General features: G+C 37.6%; 18 protein-coding genes. 10 read left to right on the top strand and 8 right to left on the bottom strand.

Annotated features, from left to right (window positions below):
- Positions 1-82 precede the first annotated feature (82 nt).
- From H9648_RS08025 to H9648_RS08010, 4 genes are all read left to right on the top strand, one after another.
- A complete protein-coding gene (locus tag H9648_RS08025; RefSeq protein WP_191753381.1) occupies positions 83-868 on the top strand; it encodes a polysaccharide deacetylase family protein in 786 nt (261 codons plus the stop codon).
- 278 nt (positions 869-1146) lie between these two features.
- Positions 1147-1881: a GntR family transcriptional regulator gene (locus H9648_RS08020; RefSeq protein ID WP_404825664.1), complete on the top strand. Its 735-nt coding sequence runs from the start codon at positions 1147-1149 to the stop codon at positions 1879-1881.
- A gap of 43 nt (positions 1882-1924) precedes the next feature.
- Positions 1925-3463 carry a gluconokinase gene (gene gntK / locus H9648_RS08015; RefSeq protein ID WP_191753722.1) on the top strand — a complete coding sequence of 513 codons (1539 nt, stop codon included), beginning with the start codon at positions 1925-1927 and terminating at the stop codon, positions 3461-3463.
- A 17-nt stretch (positions 3464-3480) separates the two neighbouring features.
- The gene (locus tag H9648_RS08010; protein ID WP_191753380.1) at positions 3481-4827 is read left to right on the top strand and encodes a GntP family permease; all 1347 of its coding nucleotides are present in this window, start codon (positions 3481-3483) and stop codon (positions 4825-4827) included.
- Positions 4828-4883: 56 nt separating this feature from the next.
- On the opposite strand, the gene H9648_RS08005 is transcribed toward H9648_RS08010, so the two are convergent.
- Both H9648_RS08005 and H9648_RS08000 read right to left on the bottom strand, forming a co-directional pair.
- Positions 4884-5945, bottom strand: coding sequence for a DmpA family aminopeptidase (locus tag H9648_RS08005; RefSeq protein WP_191753379.1), 1062 nt, complete (start codon positions 5943-5945; stop codon positions 4884-4886).
- A gap of 22 nt (positions 5946-5967) precedes the next feature.
- Complete coding sequence (locus H9648_RS08000; protein ID WP_191753378.1) at positions 5968-6336, bottom strand: MerR family transcriptional regulator; 369 nt, start codon at positions 6334-6336, stop codon at positions 5968-5970.
- Positions 6337-6444: 108 nt separating this feature from the next.
- Between H9648_RS08000 and H9648_RS07995 the strand changes: the two genes are divergently transcribed.
- The 3 genes from H9648_RS07995 (at position 6445) to H9648_RS07985 (ending at position 8295) form a co-directional block, all read left to right on the top strand.
- Positions 6445-7206, top strand: coding sequence for an SDR family NAD(P)-dependent oxidoreductase (locus H9648_RS07995; RefSeq protein WP_191753377.1), 762 nt, complete (start codon positions 6445-6447; stop codon positions 7204-7206).
- 69 nt (positions 7207-7275) lie between these two features.
- Positions 7276-7455 (top strand): hypothetical protein, encoded by a 180-nt coding sequence (locus H9648_RS07990; RefSeq protein ID WP_144700285.1) that lies wholly within the window; start codon positions 7276-7278, stop codon positions 7453-7455.
- 132 nt (positions 7456-7587) lie between these two features.
- Positions 7588-8295: a DUF421 domain-containing protein gene (locus tag H9648_RS07985; RefSeq protein WP_191753376.1), complete on the top strand. Its 708-nt coding sequence runs from the start codon at positions 7588-7590 to the stop codon at positions 8293-8295.
- Positions 8296-8360: 65 nt separating this feature from the next.
- Here H9648_RS07985 and msrA read toward each other — a convergent pair whose 3' ends face one another.
- Entirely contained in the window at positions 8361-8885 is a 525-nt protein-coding gene (gene msrA / locus H9648_RS07980) for a peptide-methionine (S)-S-oxide reductase MsrA (protein ID WP_191753375.1), read from the bottom strand.
- Between the two features lie 140 nt (positions 8886-9025).
- Here msrA and H9648_RS07975 point away from each other — a divergent pair, with 140 nt between their 5' ends.
- Positions 9026-10867, top strand: a complete 1842-nt coding sequence (locus H9648_RS07975) for a terpene cyclase/mutase family protein (protein ID WP_318243502.1) — start codon at positions 9026-9028, stop codon at positions 10865-10867.
- On the opposite strand, the gene H9648_RS07970 is transcribed toward H9648_RS07975, so the two are convergent.
- Genes H9648_RS07970 through H9648_RS07955 form a run of 4 tightly spaced genes read right to left on the bottom strand, consistent with a single transcriptional unit; the run spans position 10861 to position 14834 of the window.
- Positions 10861-11976, bottom strand: coding sequence for a GerAB/ArcD/ProY family transporter (locus tag H9648_RS07970; protein WP_191753373.1), 1116 nt, complete (start codon positions 11974-11976; stop codon positions 10861-10863). The two genes, H9648_RS07975 and H9648_RS07970, sit on opposite strands and share 7 nt — an antisense overlap.
- A gap of 2 nt (positions 11977-11978) precedes the next feature.
- On the bottom strand, positions 11979-12137 hold the full coding sequence (locus H9648_RS07965) for a hypothetical protein (protein ID WP_171005437.1): 159 nt from the start codon (positions 12135-12137) through the stop codon (positions 11979-11981).
- Positions 12124-13335: a Ger(x)C family spore germination protein gene (locus H9648_RS07960; protein WP_191753372.1), complete on the bottom strand. Its 1212-nt coding sequence runs from the start codon at positions 13333-13335 to the stop codon at positions 12124-12126. The genes H9648_RS07965 and H9648_RS07960 overlap by 14 nt, the downstream gene beginning before the upstream one ends.
- Positions 13332-14834: a spore germination protein gene (locus tag H9648_RS07955; protein WP_191753371.1), complete on the bottom strand. Its 1503-nt coding sequence runs from the start codon at positions 14832-14834 to the stop codon at positions 13332-13334. The genes H9648_RS07960 and H9648_RS07955 overlap by 4 nt, the downstream gene beginning before the upstream one ends.
- Before the next feature lie 230 nt (positions 14835-15064).
- Between H9648_RS07955 and H9648_RS07950 the strand changes: the two genes are divergently transcribed.
- Entirely contained in the window at positions 15065-15763 is a 699-nt protein-coding gene (locus H9648_RS07950; protein WP_191753370.1) for a GntR family transcriptional regulator, read from the top strand.
- Positions 15753-16376 carry a sterol desaturase family protein gene (locus H9648_RS07945; RefSeq protein WP_225218802.1) on the top strand — a complete coding sequence of 208 codons (624 nt, stop codon included), beginning with the start codon at positions 15753-15755 and terminating at the stop codon, positions 16374-16376. The genes H9648_RS07950 and H9648_RS07945 overlap by 11 nt, the downstream gene beginning before the upstream one ends.
- 52 nt (positions 16377-16428) lie before the next feature.
- Here H9648_RS07945 and H9648_RS07940 read toward each other — a convergent pair whose 3' ends face one another.
- Positions 16429-16983, bottom strand: a complete 555-nt coding sequence (locus tag H9648_RS07940) for a cysteine dioxygenase (RefSeq protein ID WP_225218801.1) — start codon at positions 16981-16983, stop codon at positions 16429-16431.
- Positions 16984-17070: the final 87 nt, after the last annotated feature.

Genomic DNA, 17070 nt, shown 5'->3' with positions numbered 1-17070 from the left:
AGAACTGGCTATCGTTATGTGTAATAAATGAGTTTCTTCATACAAATACTAATGTTAACAAATATTAGAATGAGGGCTCATTATGTCTACCATTGTAAGAGTGATTGTTTCTATGTTCATATGTCATGTTCTTTTATTCGGACCAACCGTGTATGCAGGCGTTGTAAATCGATTCGAAATCGAGAAGTATGGAGATGTAATATGGGAAGTCCCTTCAAATAAGAAACAAATAGCAATCACATTTGATGATGGACCAGATCCTGTATACACCTCTCAAATCCTAGATGTTCTAAAAGAGGAAGGCGTTCATGCAACGTTCTTTCTTATTGGTAAGCGGGTTGAGAAATATCCCGAGATTGTCAAAAGAGAACTAAAAGAAGGACATGAAATCGGAAATCATACGTATAATCACCCTAGTTTTCATGCTATTTCAAGGCATAAAGTGGTTGTTGAAACAAGAAAGACCGAGCACCTTCTAGACCCTGGTCACCATACAGATTATATAAAGTTATTTCGACCTCCAGGTGGAACGGTTACAGAGAACAGTTTAAAAGTCTTAAAAAAAGAAGGATATAAGATTATTTTATGGTCCTGGCACCAAGATCCTCGTGACTGGACAAATCCAGGGACTGATAGGATCGCAAGGCATATTCTAACAAATATAAAGAACGGCGATATCATTCTTTTACATGATTCCGGCGGGAACCGAAGTCAAACCGTTGCTGCACTAAAAATCATTCTTCCTAAACTCAAGCAAATGGGTTATGAAATTGTAACGGTTGATGAACTATTAAAAATGCACCCACGGTATAATGAATTTCACGAAACTGAAATGAAGAAAGAAGAAGTGCCTTCATTTATTGAATAAAAAAAGAAAAGAACAATCTCTTCATTAATAAGATTGTTCTTTTCTATTTAACTGCCTTTTCAATCATTGGCTGCATGATCTGTGAAGCACATGCTCGTTCTTTAGTAATGACTATTACACCTGTCCCCGGCCTTTCCAGTGCTCTCCCCTTCTGATTTTCTAAAATAATCCATATCAACTTCTGTTTTTTCACGATTAAATAAAAGCGCTTGCATTTTATAATCACTGTACTATAATACTTGTATACAAGTATACTCGTTCTACAAAAGGAGGTTGTTATGTTGAACGATTCGAAGGATTTTCTTTATCCTGAAAAGTGGCTTTCCAAAGCATCAACTGGGGAACGTGTCGCATGTGAACTGAGAATGAGGATTATCTCGGGACTCATTGAAAGCGGTACCACCCTCTCTGAAAATAAATTAGCTGCTGAATATAATGTTAGCCGGTCTCCTATACGAGAAGCACTTAAGGTTCTATCGAATGAAAACTTAATTCGTTTAGAGCGTATGGGTGCAGTTGTGGTCGGTTTAACTGAAAAAGAAATAGAAGAAATTTATGATGTTCGACTTCTTATTGAGACGTTCGTGTTTGAACGACTTGTTAAAAACGACACGGCTCACGTTGTTAGAGAACTCACAAAAATTTTTGAGATGATGCAGATCGCAATAAAGTACAAAGATGCTGACGAATTTGCTCTTCAAGATGTCTTGTTTCATGAAACAATCATTCGTTCAATTGATCATTCTTACATCACAATGATTTGGAACAATACAAAACCTGTTATGGAAAGCTTCATCTTATTATCGATGCGCATGCATTTTAACGAAAAATATGATGACCTTTCTCGAATCATGAAAAACCATGAACTCTACATTGATGCGATCTCATCTAAAAATAGAGAAATCATGATTCAATCGCTTCATCAAAATTTTGATGATGTTCAAGGAAAAGTAGATGATTTATGGATGTCACAACAAATGCTATCGAAAGCACGGGAGCAAGAAAAGGAGTAAATAAATGATGGATATCGACGGTTCACAACATAGAAAAAGCTATATGGTAGGAGTCGACATCGGAACTACAAGTACTAAAGCAGTGTTGTTTAATGAAAACGGTGAAATTCTTTCACAGGAAAACATTGGGTACCCGCTTCACACACCTGATATTTCTACAGCGGTACAAGATCCAGAAGAAATTTTCCGAACGGTTTTGCAAACCCTTACAAATGTTATCAAACGTTCTTCTATTCCATCCAGCGCTATTTCGTTCATTTCATTTAGCAGTGCCATGCACAGCGTGATTGCAATGGATGAAGATGATCAGCCATTAACACCGTGCATCACTTGGGCAGATAATCGCAGTGAAGCTTGGGCACGAAAAATAAAAGCGCAATGTAACGGACATGAGATCTATAAACGAACGGGCACTCCTATCCATCCGATGAGTCCATTAAGTAAAATTGCTTGGATCGTCAATGATCAGCCTGAAATCGCAGAAAGAGCTAAAAAGTATATTGGGATTAAAGAGTTCATCTTTCAGCGCCTATTTAACGAGTATGTTGTAGATCATTCTCTAGCCTCAGCGATGGGGATGATGAATCTGAAAGAGCTGGATTGGGATGAAGAAGCTTTACGTGTTGCAGGAATAAATCGTAATCAATTATCAACCCTAGTCCCTACAATAACAATCTTCAATGATTGTCAATTAGATATAGCCAAGCAGATCGGCATCGATCCGAAAACACCATTTATCATTGGAGCAAGTGATGGTGTGCTGTCAAACCTTGGTGTAGATGCGATTGGTAAAGGTGAAATAGCCGTAACGATTGGTACGAGTGGTGCTATACGTACAATCATTGATAAGCCGCAGACAGATGAGAAAGGCAGGATTTTTTGCTACGCACTAACAGAGAATCACTGGGTCATCGGTGGGCCAGTAAACAACGGCGGTGTTGTCCTGCGCTGGATACGGGATGAATTTGCAGCTTCAGAACTTGAAACAGCAAAGCGTCTAGGAATAGACCCTTATGAGATTTTAACTAAGATAGCAGAACGTGTGCGACCCGGAGCTGATGGTTTATTGTTTCATCCTTATCTCGCTGGTGAACGCGCTCCACTCTGGAATTCAGATGTTCGAGGATCTTTCTTCGGTCTAACGTTGTCTCATAAAAAAGAACATATGATCAGGGCTGCACTTGAAGGTGTCCTCTATAATCTATATACCGTATATTTGGCCTTGGTTGAATGTATGGATGAACCTGTGAGCCGAATACAGGCAACTGGAGGCTTTGCCCGATCAGAAACTTGGCGTCAGATGATGTCAGACATTTTTGATACAGAGGTAGCGGTACCAGAGGTTTACGAAAGTTCTTGTTTAGGTGCATGTATTTTAGGGTTATATGCAACAGGAAAAATAGAATCGTTTCAAGCAGCATCAAAAATGATCGGGAGTACTTACACTCACTCTCCAAATGAAGAAGCTGTAAAAGAATATAGAGAATTGTTACCCATCTTTATCAGTCTATCTAGAAAACTAGAAGAAGATTATTCGCGTATTGCAGCTTATCAAAGAAGTTTAATTCATAGAGAAAATTAGTATTAGGAGGATCTATCATGCCATTATTTATCGTAGCTTGTGGAATTTTAGCATTGTTATTATTAATCATGTATTTCAAATTAAACACATTCATTTCTTTAATCATCGTATCATTTGGTGTTGCATTAGCACTAGGTATGCCACTTGGAGAAATTGTTAAATCGATTGAAGCAGGTTTAGGTGGAACACTTGGACATTTGGCGTTAATTTTCGGTCTAGGAGCTATGTTAGGTAAACTAATTGCTGATGCCGGCGGTGCTCAGCGGATTGCCATCACACTCATTGAGAAATTCGGTGAAAAGAAAATTCAATGGGCGATCGTTGTTGCTTCGTTCATTATTGGTATCGCTTTATTCTTTGAAGTAGGTCTAGTTTTATTAATACCAATCGTATTTGCCATTTCAAAACAATTACGCGTTTCTATTCTTTATCTTGGTATTCCAATGGTAGCAGCACTTTCAGTAACACACGGATTCTTACCTCCTCACCCGGGTCCAACGGTAATCGCAGGAGAATTTGGTGCTAATATTGGTGAAGTATTACTTTATGGTTTTATTATTGCGATTCCTACTGTTATTCTAGCAGGACCCGTGTTTACGAAAATTGCAAAAAAGATTGTTCCTGACTCATTCAACAAAACAGGAAATATTGCTTCACTAGGTGAACAGAAAGTATTTAAATTAGAAGATACACCTTCATTTGGTATCTCAGTGTTTACAGCTATGCTTCCAGTTATTTTAATGTCAATCGCTACTGTAATCACACTTGTTCAGAATACGATGGGTATTGGAGACTCAAAGACATTTGAGGTTATTCGTTTTGTTGGTGACGCTTCTACTTCCATGTTGCTCTCTTTACTCGTTGCCGTTTATACGATGGGGTTAGCAAGAAATATACCGATAAAAACGGTTATGGATTCATGTACGACAGCTATTACACATATCGGAATGATGCTATTGATCATTGGTGGAGGCGGTGCCTTCAAACAAGTATTGATCAACGGTGGCGTTGGTGATTATGTAGCAGAATTGTTTAAAGATACAACATTCTCTCCTATCTTACTGGCATGGATCATCGCAGCCATCCTTAGAATCTCTTTAGGATCTGCAACAGTTGCAGCATTAACAACAGCGGGTCTAGTCATTCCATTATTAGGTCAAACCGATGTTAATCTAGCGTTAGTCGTACTTGCTACAGGTGCTGGTAGTTTAATAGCATCACACGTGAACGATGCAGGTTTCTGGATGTTCAAAGAATATTTTGGTTTGAGTATGAAAGAAACGTTTGCGACTTGGACTTTATTAGAAACCATTATCTCAGTTGCCGGATTAGGTTTTATCCTACTATTAAATCTATTTGTTTAACACATGTGAGAAATCCCTATCGATTGATTTTCGATAGGGATTTTTTTATGTATTACTTACGTTAATTGGATATCGAATTCTGCTAGAAGATCTTTGAACGCTGGCCGTTCATTCCCGTCTCGGCCTTTTACATGTGTAGCTGTTACTAGTGAGTTTAACACTGCTTCTTCTACAGCTTCTCCAACAGCACGAAATGCTAGATCCATATCTTCTTCATGTATCGTTGGAATCGTAGTAATATGATTCGGTTTATTATGTGGAATCTTAGTTGCTGTTGAAAAACCAATCACCACTTCCCCGCTGCCGTGCGTAATAATCGAACCCGTTCTCGACAAACCTGTCACAGATCTCTTAATAATTCGGTTCAGTTGTCTTTCAGAAACGGGTAGATCTGTAGCAACAATAATCATGACAGATCCTTTGTCCTTTTCTTCCCACGATTTTAGTAAAGCTTCCTTTAATTCTTGTCCGATAGCTCTACCGTTTATTAGAAGGTCGCTTAATATGCCGAAGTTTGACAATACAAGTAATCCGACCGTAAACGTTTCATTGTCGATTGAAAAACATCTTGAAGACGTACCGATTCCACCTTTTAATGAATAGCAAAGCATTCCCGTGCCCGCCCCAACACTGCCTTCTATTACTTTTGTACCAGCATTTTCTAAAGCTTCTACGACATGATTTCTGTTTACAAATTGTGCTCTTACATCATTTAAAAACATGTCATTACATTCACCAACGATAGGGTTTACTGTACCTGTTGTTTGGCCAATCTCAGGATTCTTATCTAACATATATTGAATTAAAGCATCTGCGGCGGTTCCTATACTTAACGTGTTAGTCAGTATAATAGGAGTTTCTAACACCCCTAGTTCTTTCATCTGAATGGTTCCCATCGTTTTCCCGAATCCATTGATCACATGACTCGAAGCGATAAGTTTTTCCATAAAAATATTTCCGTCATGAGGAATGATGCTAGTAACTCCTGTTTGCATATTCCCTTCGCTTAGCGTTACATGCCCTACTGTAACTCCTTCTACATCAGTAATTGAGTTAGAAGCGCCAGTCTCCAGCTTTCCGATCTTTACCCCAAAATCTCTAATCCTTTTCTGCGTCATGTAAGTTGCACCTCTCTATGTCTTAGCTGAAATCTTGTTTACGAAGATATTCTTCATAAGCTAATATCTTTTTAAGCAACAAATCATCAATTTCCATCAATACTTGAATTTGATTCTGGACATGATCTTGGTGATTTTTTAATAAGTTCAACCTCTTATGAGTAGTTTCATCACCCTGTAAAAATAAAGAAGCATATTCCTGAATCTGAACAAGCGGCATCTTCGTTTCTTTAAGTTTGATAACAAAACGCAGCCATTGAACATGAGATTCTGAATAACGTCGATCACCACGAACTGTTCGTTCTGGTGTGATGATCTTTTCTTTTTCATAAAATCGCAGAGTATGTGTGCTAATGTTAAGGAGTTTAGAAACTTCTCCAATGGTATACATGTCTATCACTCCAACTGATAACTGATTTCTTGACTTAGAGTTTACTCTAATCAGTATAATAAAACACAAGAAGAATTACCAAATGAATAAATTTAAGGAGTGATTTTCATGAAATACACAGTGATTACGGGAGCGAGCTCTGGAATTGGATACGAAACGGCACTTGCATTTGCTGCTAGAGGCAAGAATTTAATTATTGCAGCTCGGAGAACAGAAGAATTAGAGCAACTTAGAGCAAACGTATTGTCTATGTACCCAGATCTAGACGTTGTTGTTTCCACAGTTGATCTATCGATTACATCTAAAGTACATGATTTTTACGAAAGGCTTAAGAGTTATGAGATTGAAACATGGATTAACAATGCAGGCTTTGGGAACTTCGCTTCAGTTGGAGAGCAAAATTTAGATAAAATTGAAACGATGCTTCATTTAAACATTGAAGCATTAACCGTTCTTTCATCACTTTATGTTAGAGATTATGCTGACGTGGAAGGAACTCAGATTATCAATATTTCTTCAGGCGGTGGCTACACAATTGTTGCGGATGCTGTTACCTATTGCGCATCTAAATTTTATGTGAGTGCCTTTACAGAAGGACTTGCACAAGAATTAAAGAGTAAAGGACAAGCCATGCAAGCAAAAGTGTTAGCTCCAGCTGCTACGGAAACAGAATTTGCAAAGCGTTCCATGGATCTCGAAGAGTTTCAGTATGAAGGAACAGTTCCTAAATTTCATACAAGTAAAGAGATGGCGGGGTTTTTGCTGAATTTATATGATAGCGAAAAAGTTGTGGGTATCGTTGATGGTGAAACCTATGAATTCCACTTAAAAGATCCAATCTATCCGTATGTTGCTAGACAAAGAAAATAGTCGTATCACTTTGGAATTATGATAGACTGAATCAAGTAGATTATGAAGTCTCCTGTTGGAGGTATGCACATGTATTCAAGTGAGATAAGAAAAAAGAACCATGATCGAAAAAATGTGAACACTACATTAAGCCATTCGTTATACACTGAAATTAAGGCATTAGCCAAAAAACTTGATAAACCAGCGAATGAACTTATTGAAGAAGGTATGGTTCATGTGTTGAATCAGTATAAAAAGAACAAGAAGTAAGTAAGATAACGCACAGGAATGATTCTGTGCGTTTTTTTTATAACTCTTAATGATCAAATCGTCTTAAATTACAAGAAGTTGGATAAAAAGATAAAGTAGTATCTAAATTGTAGTTTCAGGGATGTGACCTACGTGAATCCTTATGTTGATGTAATTATTCGATCTATAATTGCCTTTCTTTCTATATTTTTTGCTGCTCGTATTTTAGGCAAGCAAACTGTATCAAGAATGACGATCTTTGACTTTATCGCTGTCGTCACGCTCGGTTCTGTCACTGCAAACTTAGCATTTGCATTAGAAGTAAAAGCGCGTTATATCTTTCTCGTGTTTTTTATCTTTGTTCTTCTGATCTATCTTTCTGCATTTCTTTCCTTAAAGAGTAAAAGAGCTCGAAAATACGTAGCAGGAGATCCGACTGTCGTTATTGAAAACGGAAAAATATTAGAGCATAACATGAAAAAAATGCGTTATACCCTTGATTATTTAAATCAGCAGCTTAGGCAAAAAGATATTTTCTCTATAGACGATGTAGACTACGCACTCGTTGAGAATAACGGACTTCTCTCTGTTAAGAAAAAAGAAGCGCACCTTACTGTCACCCGTAAAGACTTACATATCTTTAAAGAAGAAGTGAAACTCCCCATCGAGTTGATGATGGACGGTGAGATTCTACTGAACAACTTAAAAGAAAATGACATCTCTAAAGAATGGCTGCTCTCAGAACTCAAGAAACGTAATCTTACAATTGAAAGAGTAGTTTATGCACTACTTACTAGCAACAATAAACTGTATATAGATATTCATGATGATAAACTACACTCTCCTATGGATGTAGAATAATCCTGTCATCTACATTCCTTGCATAAAAAAGAGACAATAGTTAACATAATAAAATTACGGTATACTTACTTCCAGTTCTGCTCAATAAAAGTGTCTCTACCTGAAGTTTCGCGCTCTTCTTTATAGGCTTTTGGGTTTTTCTTGTAAAAATCTTGATGATACTCTTCAGCTTCATAAAACACGCTTGCTGGTAAAATTTCTGTTACGATCGGCTTTTTAAACTTTCCGCTTTCTTCTAAATTCTTTAAAGATTGTTCGGCAAGTTCTCTTTGTTCTTCCGTATGATAAAAGATCGCCGTTCTATATTGAGTTCCACGGTCGATGAACTGACCTTCGTCATCTGTTGGATCAATTTGCGGCCAATACAGATCTAACAATTTTTGATAAGGAAAAATCTCCGGATCAAATGTGATTTGAACCGCTTCACGATGCCCGGTCTCACCCGTTTTAATCTGTTCATATGTTGGATTTTTAAGTTCTCCACCTGTGTAGCCAGATACGATACCATGAATGCCAGGTAGCTCATCGAACGGTTTAACCATACACCAAAAGCAACCCCCTGCGAATGTTGCAAGCTCTTGATTACTCAAACTAATTCCTCCTAAAAACAAAAACTCAATTCCTAACAAGATTTTATCGTGATAATTAAAAAAAGAACAGTGATTGCACTTACCTGTTCATAGGATAACCCATATACTACATACACTGAAAGCACTATGGATAAAGTGCGGTGAGGAATTTGAACTTTAAAGAAATCGAATCTGAGATTTATAAACGGTGTAATGAGCTTCTTTCCCTCCAAAAAACGGATGGGACTTGGCGTTTTTGTTTTGAGAATTCTGTAATTACCGATGCATATGTGCTCATTTTATTACGGACCATAGATTACAAAAATGAAAACCTTATTAAAAGGGTAGCCGATCGAATCCTTTCCAAACAGTCTCCCGATGGCTTATGGCGTGTATATCCTGATGAGGAGCCAGCGAATTTGTCAGCAACTATCCAAGCCTATACAGCTCTGTTGTATTCAAAGCCCCACTCACACACGGAAGAACCGCTTCAGAACGCCAAACAATTCATTATAAATAATGGTGGATTAAAAAATGCCGACCTTCTAACAAAAGTCTTTTTAGCCATGAACGGTTTATATCACTGGCCAGAGCTACCGATCGATCCAGCCATTCTATTTTCACTGCCCCTTACTTCTCCCATTAACCGTTTTGATATCAGCAGCTATGCTAGAGCTCACTTTGCTCCTGTTCTGTTGATGATTGAAGGTAAAAAGAAACTAACTTCAAGCTACACACCTAATCTTTCAGTACTATTAGGTAAACCAGATCAAGGTTCTAACATAGAAGATTGGATAAATCTTTTCTCCTTGTTGAACATTAGAGAATCCTACATGAAAACGAAGAAAGACAACATTATGTCTTATATACAAAATCATATCGAACCAGATGGAACACTTCTTAGTTATGCCTTAACCACGATTTTCATGGTGTATGGTCTTCTTTCAGAAGGATTTGATCGATCATCACCGGTTATTCAAAACGCTCTGAACGGATTGATGAAGATGTTTTGTGAGGTAGATGATACGCTGCATCTGCAGAATTCACCATCTACTACATGGGATACTTCCCTCATTCTTTATACATTGCTTGAAGCAGGTGTTTCACAATCAAACGCTCAGTTATTAAAAGGTGCAAGATTTCTTCTCTCACAACAGCAGAAAAAACATGGTGATTGGTCTGTTCATAATCCAGATGCAATCCCAGGAGGCTGGGGGTTTTCTTTAGGTAATACGCAGCACCCAGATCTAGACGATACTCAAGTGTCACTCCGTACCATCGCACAATACTGTCATACCCATTCTTCTTATTATTCAAGCTATGAAAAAGGGCTTGCTTGGCTTCTGTCTATGCAGAACGATGATGGAGGATGGGCAGCCTTTGAAAAGAATACAAATCGTTATCTGATTGGAAGCCTCCCCATCAAGCACGCAAAAGACGCTCTAATCGATCCTTCCACTCCAGATATAACAGGCAGGACTTTAGAGTTCTTAGGAAATTACCATGGCTTGAATCAAGATCATCTCTTAATAACAAAAGGTGTGAACTGGCTACGATCCAATCAAGAAATAGACGGTTCATGGTATGGGCGATGGGGTGTTTGTTATATTTATGGGACGTGGGCTGCCGTTACAGGTTTAATCGCATGTGGTGTTCACAAGAATGATAAAGTAATTCAAAAAGCGAAAAACTGGTTGCTATCGATTCAAAATGAAGATGGAGGTTGGGGCGAATCTTGTGAGAGTGATACTAAGAGAAAGTATGTTAGCTTAAACAAAAGTACACACTCTCAAACAGCTTGGGCGCTTAACACATTAACGGCTATCTCGGATCAGCCTAATCTCAGTATGAAAAAAGCTGTTAATTGGTTGCTATCTAAACAAGAAGAAGCCAGCTACCCAACAGGAGCCGGCTTACCTGGCGCTTTTTATATCCATTACCATAGTTATGATAAAATTTGGCCGTTACTTGCTCTCTGTCACTATTATAGAAAGTACTATTGAGTGGAATCATCTGCATGCTGATCCATATTCTTATCCTTCTTTCGCAAAATACCTATACCTAAAACAACAAGTAAAATCAGATATAAGGTAAACCACCATAGCGTCCAATTTCGCCCTACAAAATCTGTGAATTCCATTGCATTCGTATGGATATGGTTACTCAACGCCCAGATTAATAATCCAGCAGGGAGTAAAAAGGGATGATAGTTAGAAAACTTAGATAGATGCTGTAATCCTTTCAACGCTGTAAAAAGACATACAACAATCTTAACAAGTATTCCAAATATCCATACAACACCTATTATAACCTCTACCCTTTCAAAAATATTAATGATTGATATATCTCTCATCAATTCATAAGTAGGATAGCTTTGTCTTCTTACCATATAAGCTCCTTCTACTCCTACAGCTATAAATACGGTTAAGATAAGAGCCATCCCACCAAACAAGATTCCTGCTAGATAATTTTTTGAGAGTTTATCTTTGTTTTTCACATATGTGAGAACACTTCCTAAGAGAATGATCTCGATAAAAGGAAATCCTGTCGTCGTGTATGCACCTTGCGAAATTTTTAACATCCCTTGTTCAAAAAAAGGCTGAAGGTGTGAAAATCTGAACTGATTCGTAGTAAGGGCTAACGAACAAATAAAAAAGAGAATCATAAAAGGCGTTAAAAACTCATTTACACGCCCAATGTTGTTTAATCCATAAAAGCAAGAATACACGGCAAGTAAGATGATCATGATTTGAAAGGTCCATGGACTTGACTCTGGAATGACGTTTGAAATCATAAAGTTACTAAGATTCCGAACGACATAGGCAGCTAAATGAAGAGCATAAAAGATGATTATGATATTTAATATCGTTCCAAGGACTTTACCCCCAGCGACTTCGGTTATTCGAAAGATTGAGCGAAACTGGTACCGCTTCAAGATTAATATCCAAGTTACATTCAAGATCAATCCAATCAATACCGCAATAAGCATGGATATCCAAGCATCTTGAGCGGAGAAGAAGGCGGTTAAGTTTGGTGCCATTAATAAAGAACTTCCCATAATAAAACTGACTACGATTAAAACAAGCTGCCATCGATTTATAGTATGGTTCATGTTTATCCTCCAAACATCAGTTTATATAGTGGTGCATAAATAGCATCAATCCATTCAGAAAAAGGAAGCCATTGTCTATTTGAGAGGAATGTTGCTAAATTCATCATTGAGAAGATCCAGAAAGTCGTAAGCGTAACACGAAAGGATTTATTTTTGCTCATGAATGGTTTCCACCCTCGCTCCTACAGATTCAAGTTTAATGGACACATTCGTTTCTAATTCCACATCGGAAAACTCTTCTTTCCAATTTTCTTTGTATTTCTTCCAGACTTCAGGATGTTTATTATAAAGTAACTTTCCAAATCCAAAAACATCCGTCTTTTCTTTCTGCGCCTTTCTCACCGTGCTTTTTATATGGCTGGCTAACTCCTCGTTCACTCGTTTTTCCATCTCAAGCAGGGCCATTGGATTACCAACATCGACTGCACATGTAACTTCTTGTAAGATTGCTTTGCCTTTAACATTTACAACATATTTTAATTTTCCATCCTTATAAAGGACCTTTGTTTTTGAGTCTACACTTTTTACCATAAATCCTACATTACCTTTTTGACTATCACATTTGTGACTCAAAATAAAGATATCCTTTACTCTTTGATTGATAATAGACCAACCTCTCGTTTGATCATTGTTCAACCAGGTCACCATTTTCTCTTTGTTGAAGACCGCCAGTCCTGAGATCCGATAAGTCTTATCATTCGCATTTATATTTTCTAAATTGGATGTTTCACTTTGACTATCGTTAATCTGAACAATCTCTACGCCTTGAATGACTGGGTCCCTAAACTCACCATACCGCCAACGAACGACATCTTTCTCCTTTATTCCATCTGATATACCAGTAGATGTGGCAGCTAATCTCACTCTATTCTTTAATGATTCACCAGGGTTCTTAAAAATTGGTGTATAAATGGAAAGAATATTTTTTGCGGTCGAATTCTTTGCGACAAACATAATTAGATTATCCCTAACTTCATGGTTTCGTTCCAGAAAATCAAATATTGGAGCTATTCCTTTGGTCCTTGCATATTTTTCACCAATGATGACACTTGTAATATGTGAAAAAAGTAATTTTCTCGGCAAAATATTTCTTCCTTTTTCAACGGCATCATAAAGAGTTTCACCTGATACTGTATAAGTGTAAACTGATCCCCCAGATCCTCCTGATGGTGCACCACCTTGCCCCCCTGCTGTGCCTCCTGGATTCACCACTTGAAAGTGAACAATCGTTTTATCTTTCTTGTAATCCACGCCAATAGAGGAGACGATTATGAGTTCGTTCAGTTCTATTCGACCAGCACAACCAGATAGTATTAATGCGCAAGAGATGATTACAGCAACTATATTCCATCTTCTCATGATTTTTTTACCCATTTTCTATGCAGTTTTGTTTGTGTCCACCATAAAGGTAGACGCAGCAGACTGTCTTTTTGTTTTCCCGATTGAAAAGGGGCTAACGGCGTGAAGTAAGGTTTTCCCATGGACGTTAGTGAACATAGGTGGATCAGCAGACCGATCATGAAAAAAATCATGCCAAAGATGCCTGTTGTTGCTGCTAAAATCATTAGTACGAATCTAAGCAAACGTGCAGCACCACTAAATCCATAATAAGGTGAGACGAAACTGGAAATGGCCGTTAATGAAACGACGATTACGATTGCTGGTGAAACAAGCCCTGCGGCTACGGCAGATTCACCGATTACAATCGCTCCTACAATCGAAACAGCAGAACCAATTGGACGCGGCATTCGAATACCAGCTTCACGCAAGATTTCAAAGATTGTTTCCATAACGAGTGCTTCAACGAAAGCTGGAAACGGTACACCTTCTCTTTGAGCGGCTAAACTGACTAGAAGATTAGTTGGAATCAACTCTTGATGAAAGGTGGTGACAGCAATATAAGCGGCCGGAAGTGCTAATGAAATCATGAAAGAAATAACTCGAATCACGCGAATGAAACTTGAGAGATCAAAGTGATGGTAATAATCTTCTGCCGCTTGGAAAAACGATATAAATGTTGTTGGTGTGATAAGGACGAACGGTGTACCCTCGAACATGATTACGACGTTACCCTCAGATAACGCGGCAGCTGCTACATCTGGACGTTCTGTAGATTGAAAAGTAGGAAACGGAGAGTATCCGTTCTCATCGATTAATTCTTCAAGCATTCCACTTTCAAATATTTTGTCAGTGTTTAGATTCGATACCCTTTTTATCACTTCTTGTAAGACTTCTTGATCGACCTGGCTTTCTAGATATGAAACTAATATCGTTGTTTTCGTTATTTTTCCTACTTCAAATGCCTTAAAGCGTAAAGTAGGATTTGAGATTCGGCGTCTCAGCAAGGTTGTATTGGTCTGAAGCGTTTCAATAAATCCTTCACGTGGACCTCTTACCATTGTTTGTGCTTCAGGTTCTTCTACACCGCGTGTCTCCCAAGTTTCAAGGGGAATAGAGTATGCCTCGGTCATCCCGTCTACAAAAATAATGACCTGTCCTTTTAAGACTGGGGTAATGATCAAATCGAAATGAGGACAAGGACTTATCATTGCAGAAACTTCTGTTTGATGGATAAGTTCTTTCGGTTGTAACTTTTTATTTGCTAGTTGTGTCCGTTTTATAGGCTCAATAATGGATAATTCTAGTTGTTGTTTGTTGATCAATCCTTCGATGTAACAAATACTAAAAGGAATAGGCATCTCTAAAAACTCTACGATTTTTACATCGATACTCTCTCCTAGAATGTTCTTAATCTCTGCTACATTCGTCTTTAGATCAGAGGATACATGAAGATGGTCATAATTTTCAGTTGATGATGATGAGTCGTGACGTTTTCTTTTGAAAAATTGCTGGCTCATCTCTATTCTCCTCCTTCTAAATAATTGATGTTCTCAGCTTTTGTAACTGTCTTCTGTTTTATACAGTTTAGAAAAATGGGAAAACACAAAAACCACCTGCATCTAAGGACAGGTGGTTTTTAGCATCATGATAAATTTAATCTAATGGCATGAAAATCATCTACATTCATATATTTGGTATTACCAGCATCGTTAATTGGTATAGCCACAAGAATGAGGTGTAACTTGCCATGAAGAAGCGTTCTTCTGAAATGATTGGGCAACAAATCATCCAATCCATTCTACAAGGAAAAATAAGAATTCATGAATCAATTCCATCTGAAAGAGATTTATCATCACTTTATAATGTAGGCAGACCAACAATTAGAGAGGCTTTGCAGCGATTAGAGCGGGATGGCTGGATCGTTTTTCATAAGGGAATGCCAGCCACGGTAAATGATTATTGGAAACAAGGAAACTTAATGACGATCGTCAATATACTTCAGCTGCAAGACGAAATTCCTGATGAGTTTATCGTGTATATGCTTGAACTTAGGGTCTCTTTAACCCCAACATATATAAAAGATGCCGTTAAGCACAACCGAGTAAAACTAATATCCTTGTTTTCATCTCTGGATGAATTGAAAGATGAATCAGATTCATATGCCATTTTTGATTATCATCTGCAGCAAGATATGGCTCAGTTATCTCCAAACCCGATCTATCGCATGATCCTGAATAGCTTTAAAGATGTGTATTACAGAATGGCACTCAAATACTTCGATGATTCCTCTTCTCGATCGTTTTCTAAACAATATTACGTAGCTTTTTTGGAATCGATATTAATCGGTGACATTGAAGGAACTGAAAAAATAACGCAATCCATGATGGAAGAAAGTCTAGATCTTTGGAAGAAAAAGATGAATGGAGGAAAGAGTAATGAAGAGTAAAGGGGTATATCGAGATTTTTTCTTGCATTTTGATATATTAGTTATGATGTTTATTTTTATCCTAATAATCAGTTTTCTGTTTACGATGAACCTTACGACAACAGTTCTACTTTTCTTTCCACTAGGTATTTTGATTTACATGTTCAGCGAATATCTCACGCATCGTTTTTTCTTTCATATTAAAGCACCTAGAAATACATTGTTGTTCAAATTAATAAAAAGATTACACTATGATCATCATAAAAAGCCAAATGAATTAAAGTTGTTATTCTTGCCAATTTGGTATAGCATTCCTAGCCTCTTTCTATTATCTACTCTCCTTTTTCTCCTCACACAATCAATTCAGTACACCTTGTCTTTTTCTATCGGTCTTTTATTAATGTTTTTCGTCTATGAATGGAAACATTATGTGGCTCATAGGCCGCTGAAGCCGAAAACCAGGTTTGGCAGATGGATTAAGAAGACACATACCTTGCATCATTATAAAAACGAGAACTATTGGTACGGCGTTTCAACTCCCTTTATCGATGTATTATTTGGGACTTTAAAGGATGAAAAAGAAGTTGAATTGAGTGATACTGCTAAGGACTTAGAAAAGAGAAGTGGAAAGTGAATGAAAAAAGTCCAATTAAACATTGGCTTTAATTGGACTCCGTATCTGTTACTCAAGAATTTAACTGTATCTCTTTTAACTTTTGACGCTGCTCATCTGGCCACCATGCTCCGCAATCATCAGAGACTACACAAACTGAACATTTTTCAAGATCATATACTTTCATACCACTGATTGGCGGTGAATAGAGGTGGAGTGTGACAAGATCGCTTTTCTTTTGGGCTTTCATCTTGTGAATCCCTTTTTTAGGTGCGTAAAAAATTTGGTCTTTATCATGAATCGTTGAAAATAATTCAGAAGGCAGCCCATTTTCTTTAATCTCATACACAGTATTTTCAGAAGAACCACTAAGCACTTTAATCCAGCCTTGAGAAGATCCGTGATCGTGTGGAGCACACTCTATTTGAGACCAATTCATAACCAATAATTCTACATCTTCATTCTGATATAAAAGCTTTCTATAATACGGTTTACTTTCTGAGGTTTTCAGTTCTGTTTGGAGATCCCCGAGCTCTATATTTAAAGAAATTAGCGCTGTCTTGAGATCTTCCTTTGAAGGATCTCTTAATGAGTCCAGTATGTTCATTGACTTTAGAATCGTTCTCAACTTGTTACCTCCTTCTAAAGTTAATTAAGAATGAAAGAGAGCAAAGAACCACTCTTATTGTATGATCATGTACTTGTCACTTATGTG

This window comes from Fictibacillus norfolkensis, from assembly GCF_014836645.1.
GTDB lineage: Bacteria > Bacillota > Bacilli > Bacillales > Fictibacillaceae > Fictibacillus > Fictibacillus norfolkensis.
The sequence above is the reverse complement of the archived record's forward strand: the minus strand, read 5'-3'. Positions and strand labels throughout refer to the sequence as shown.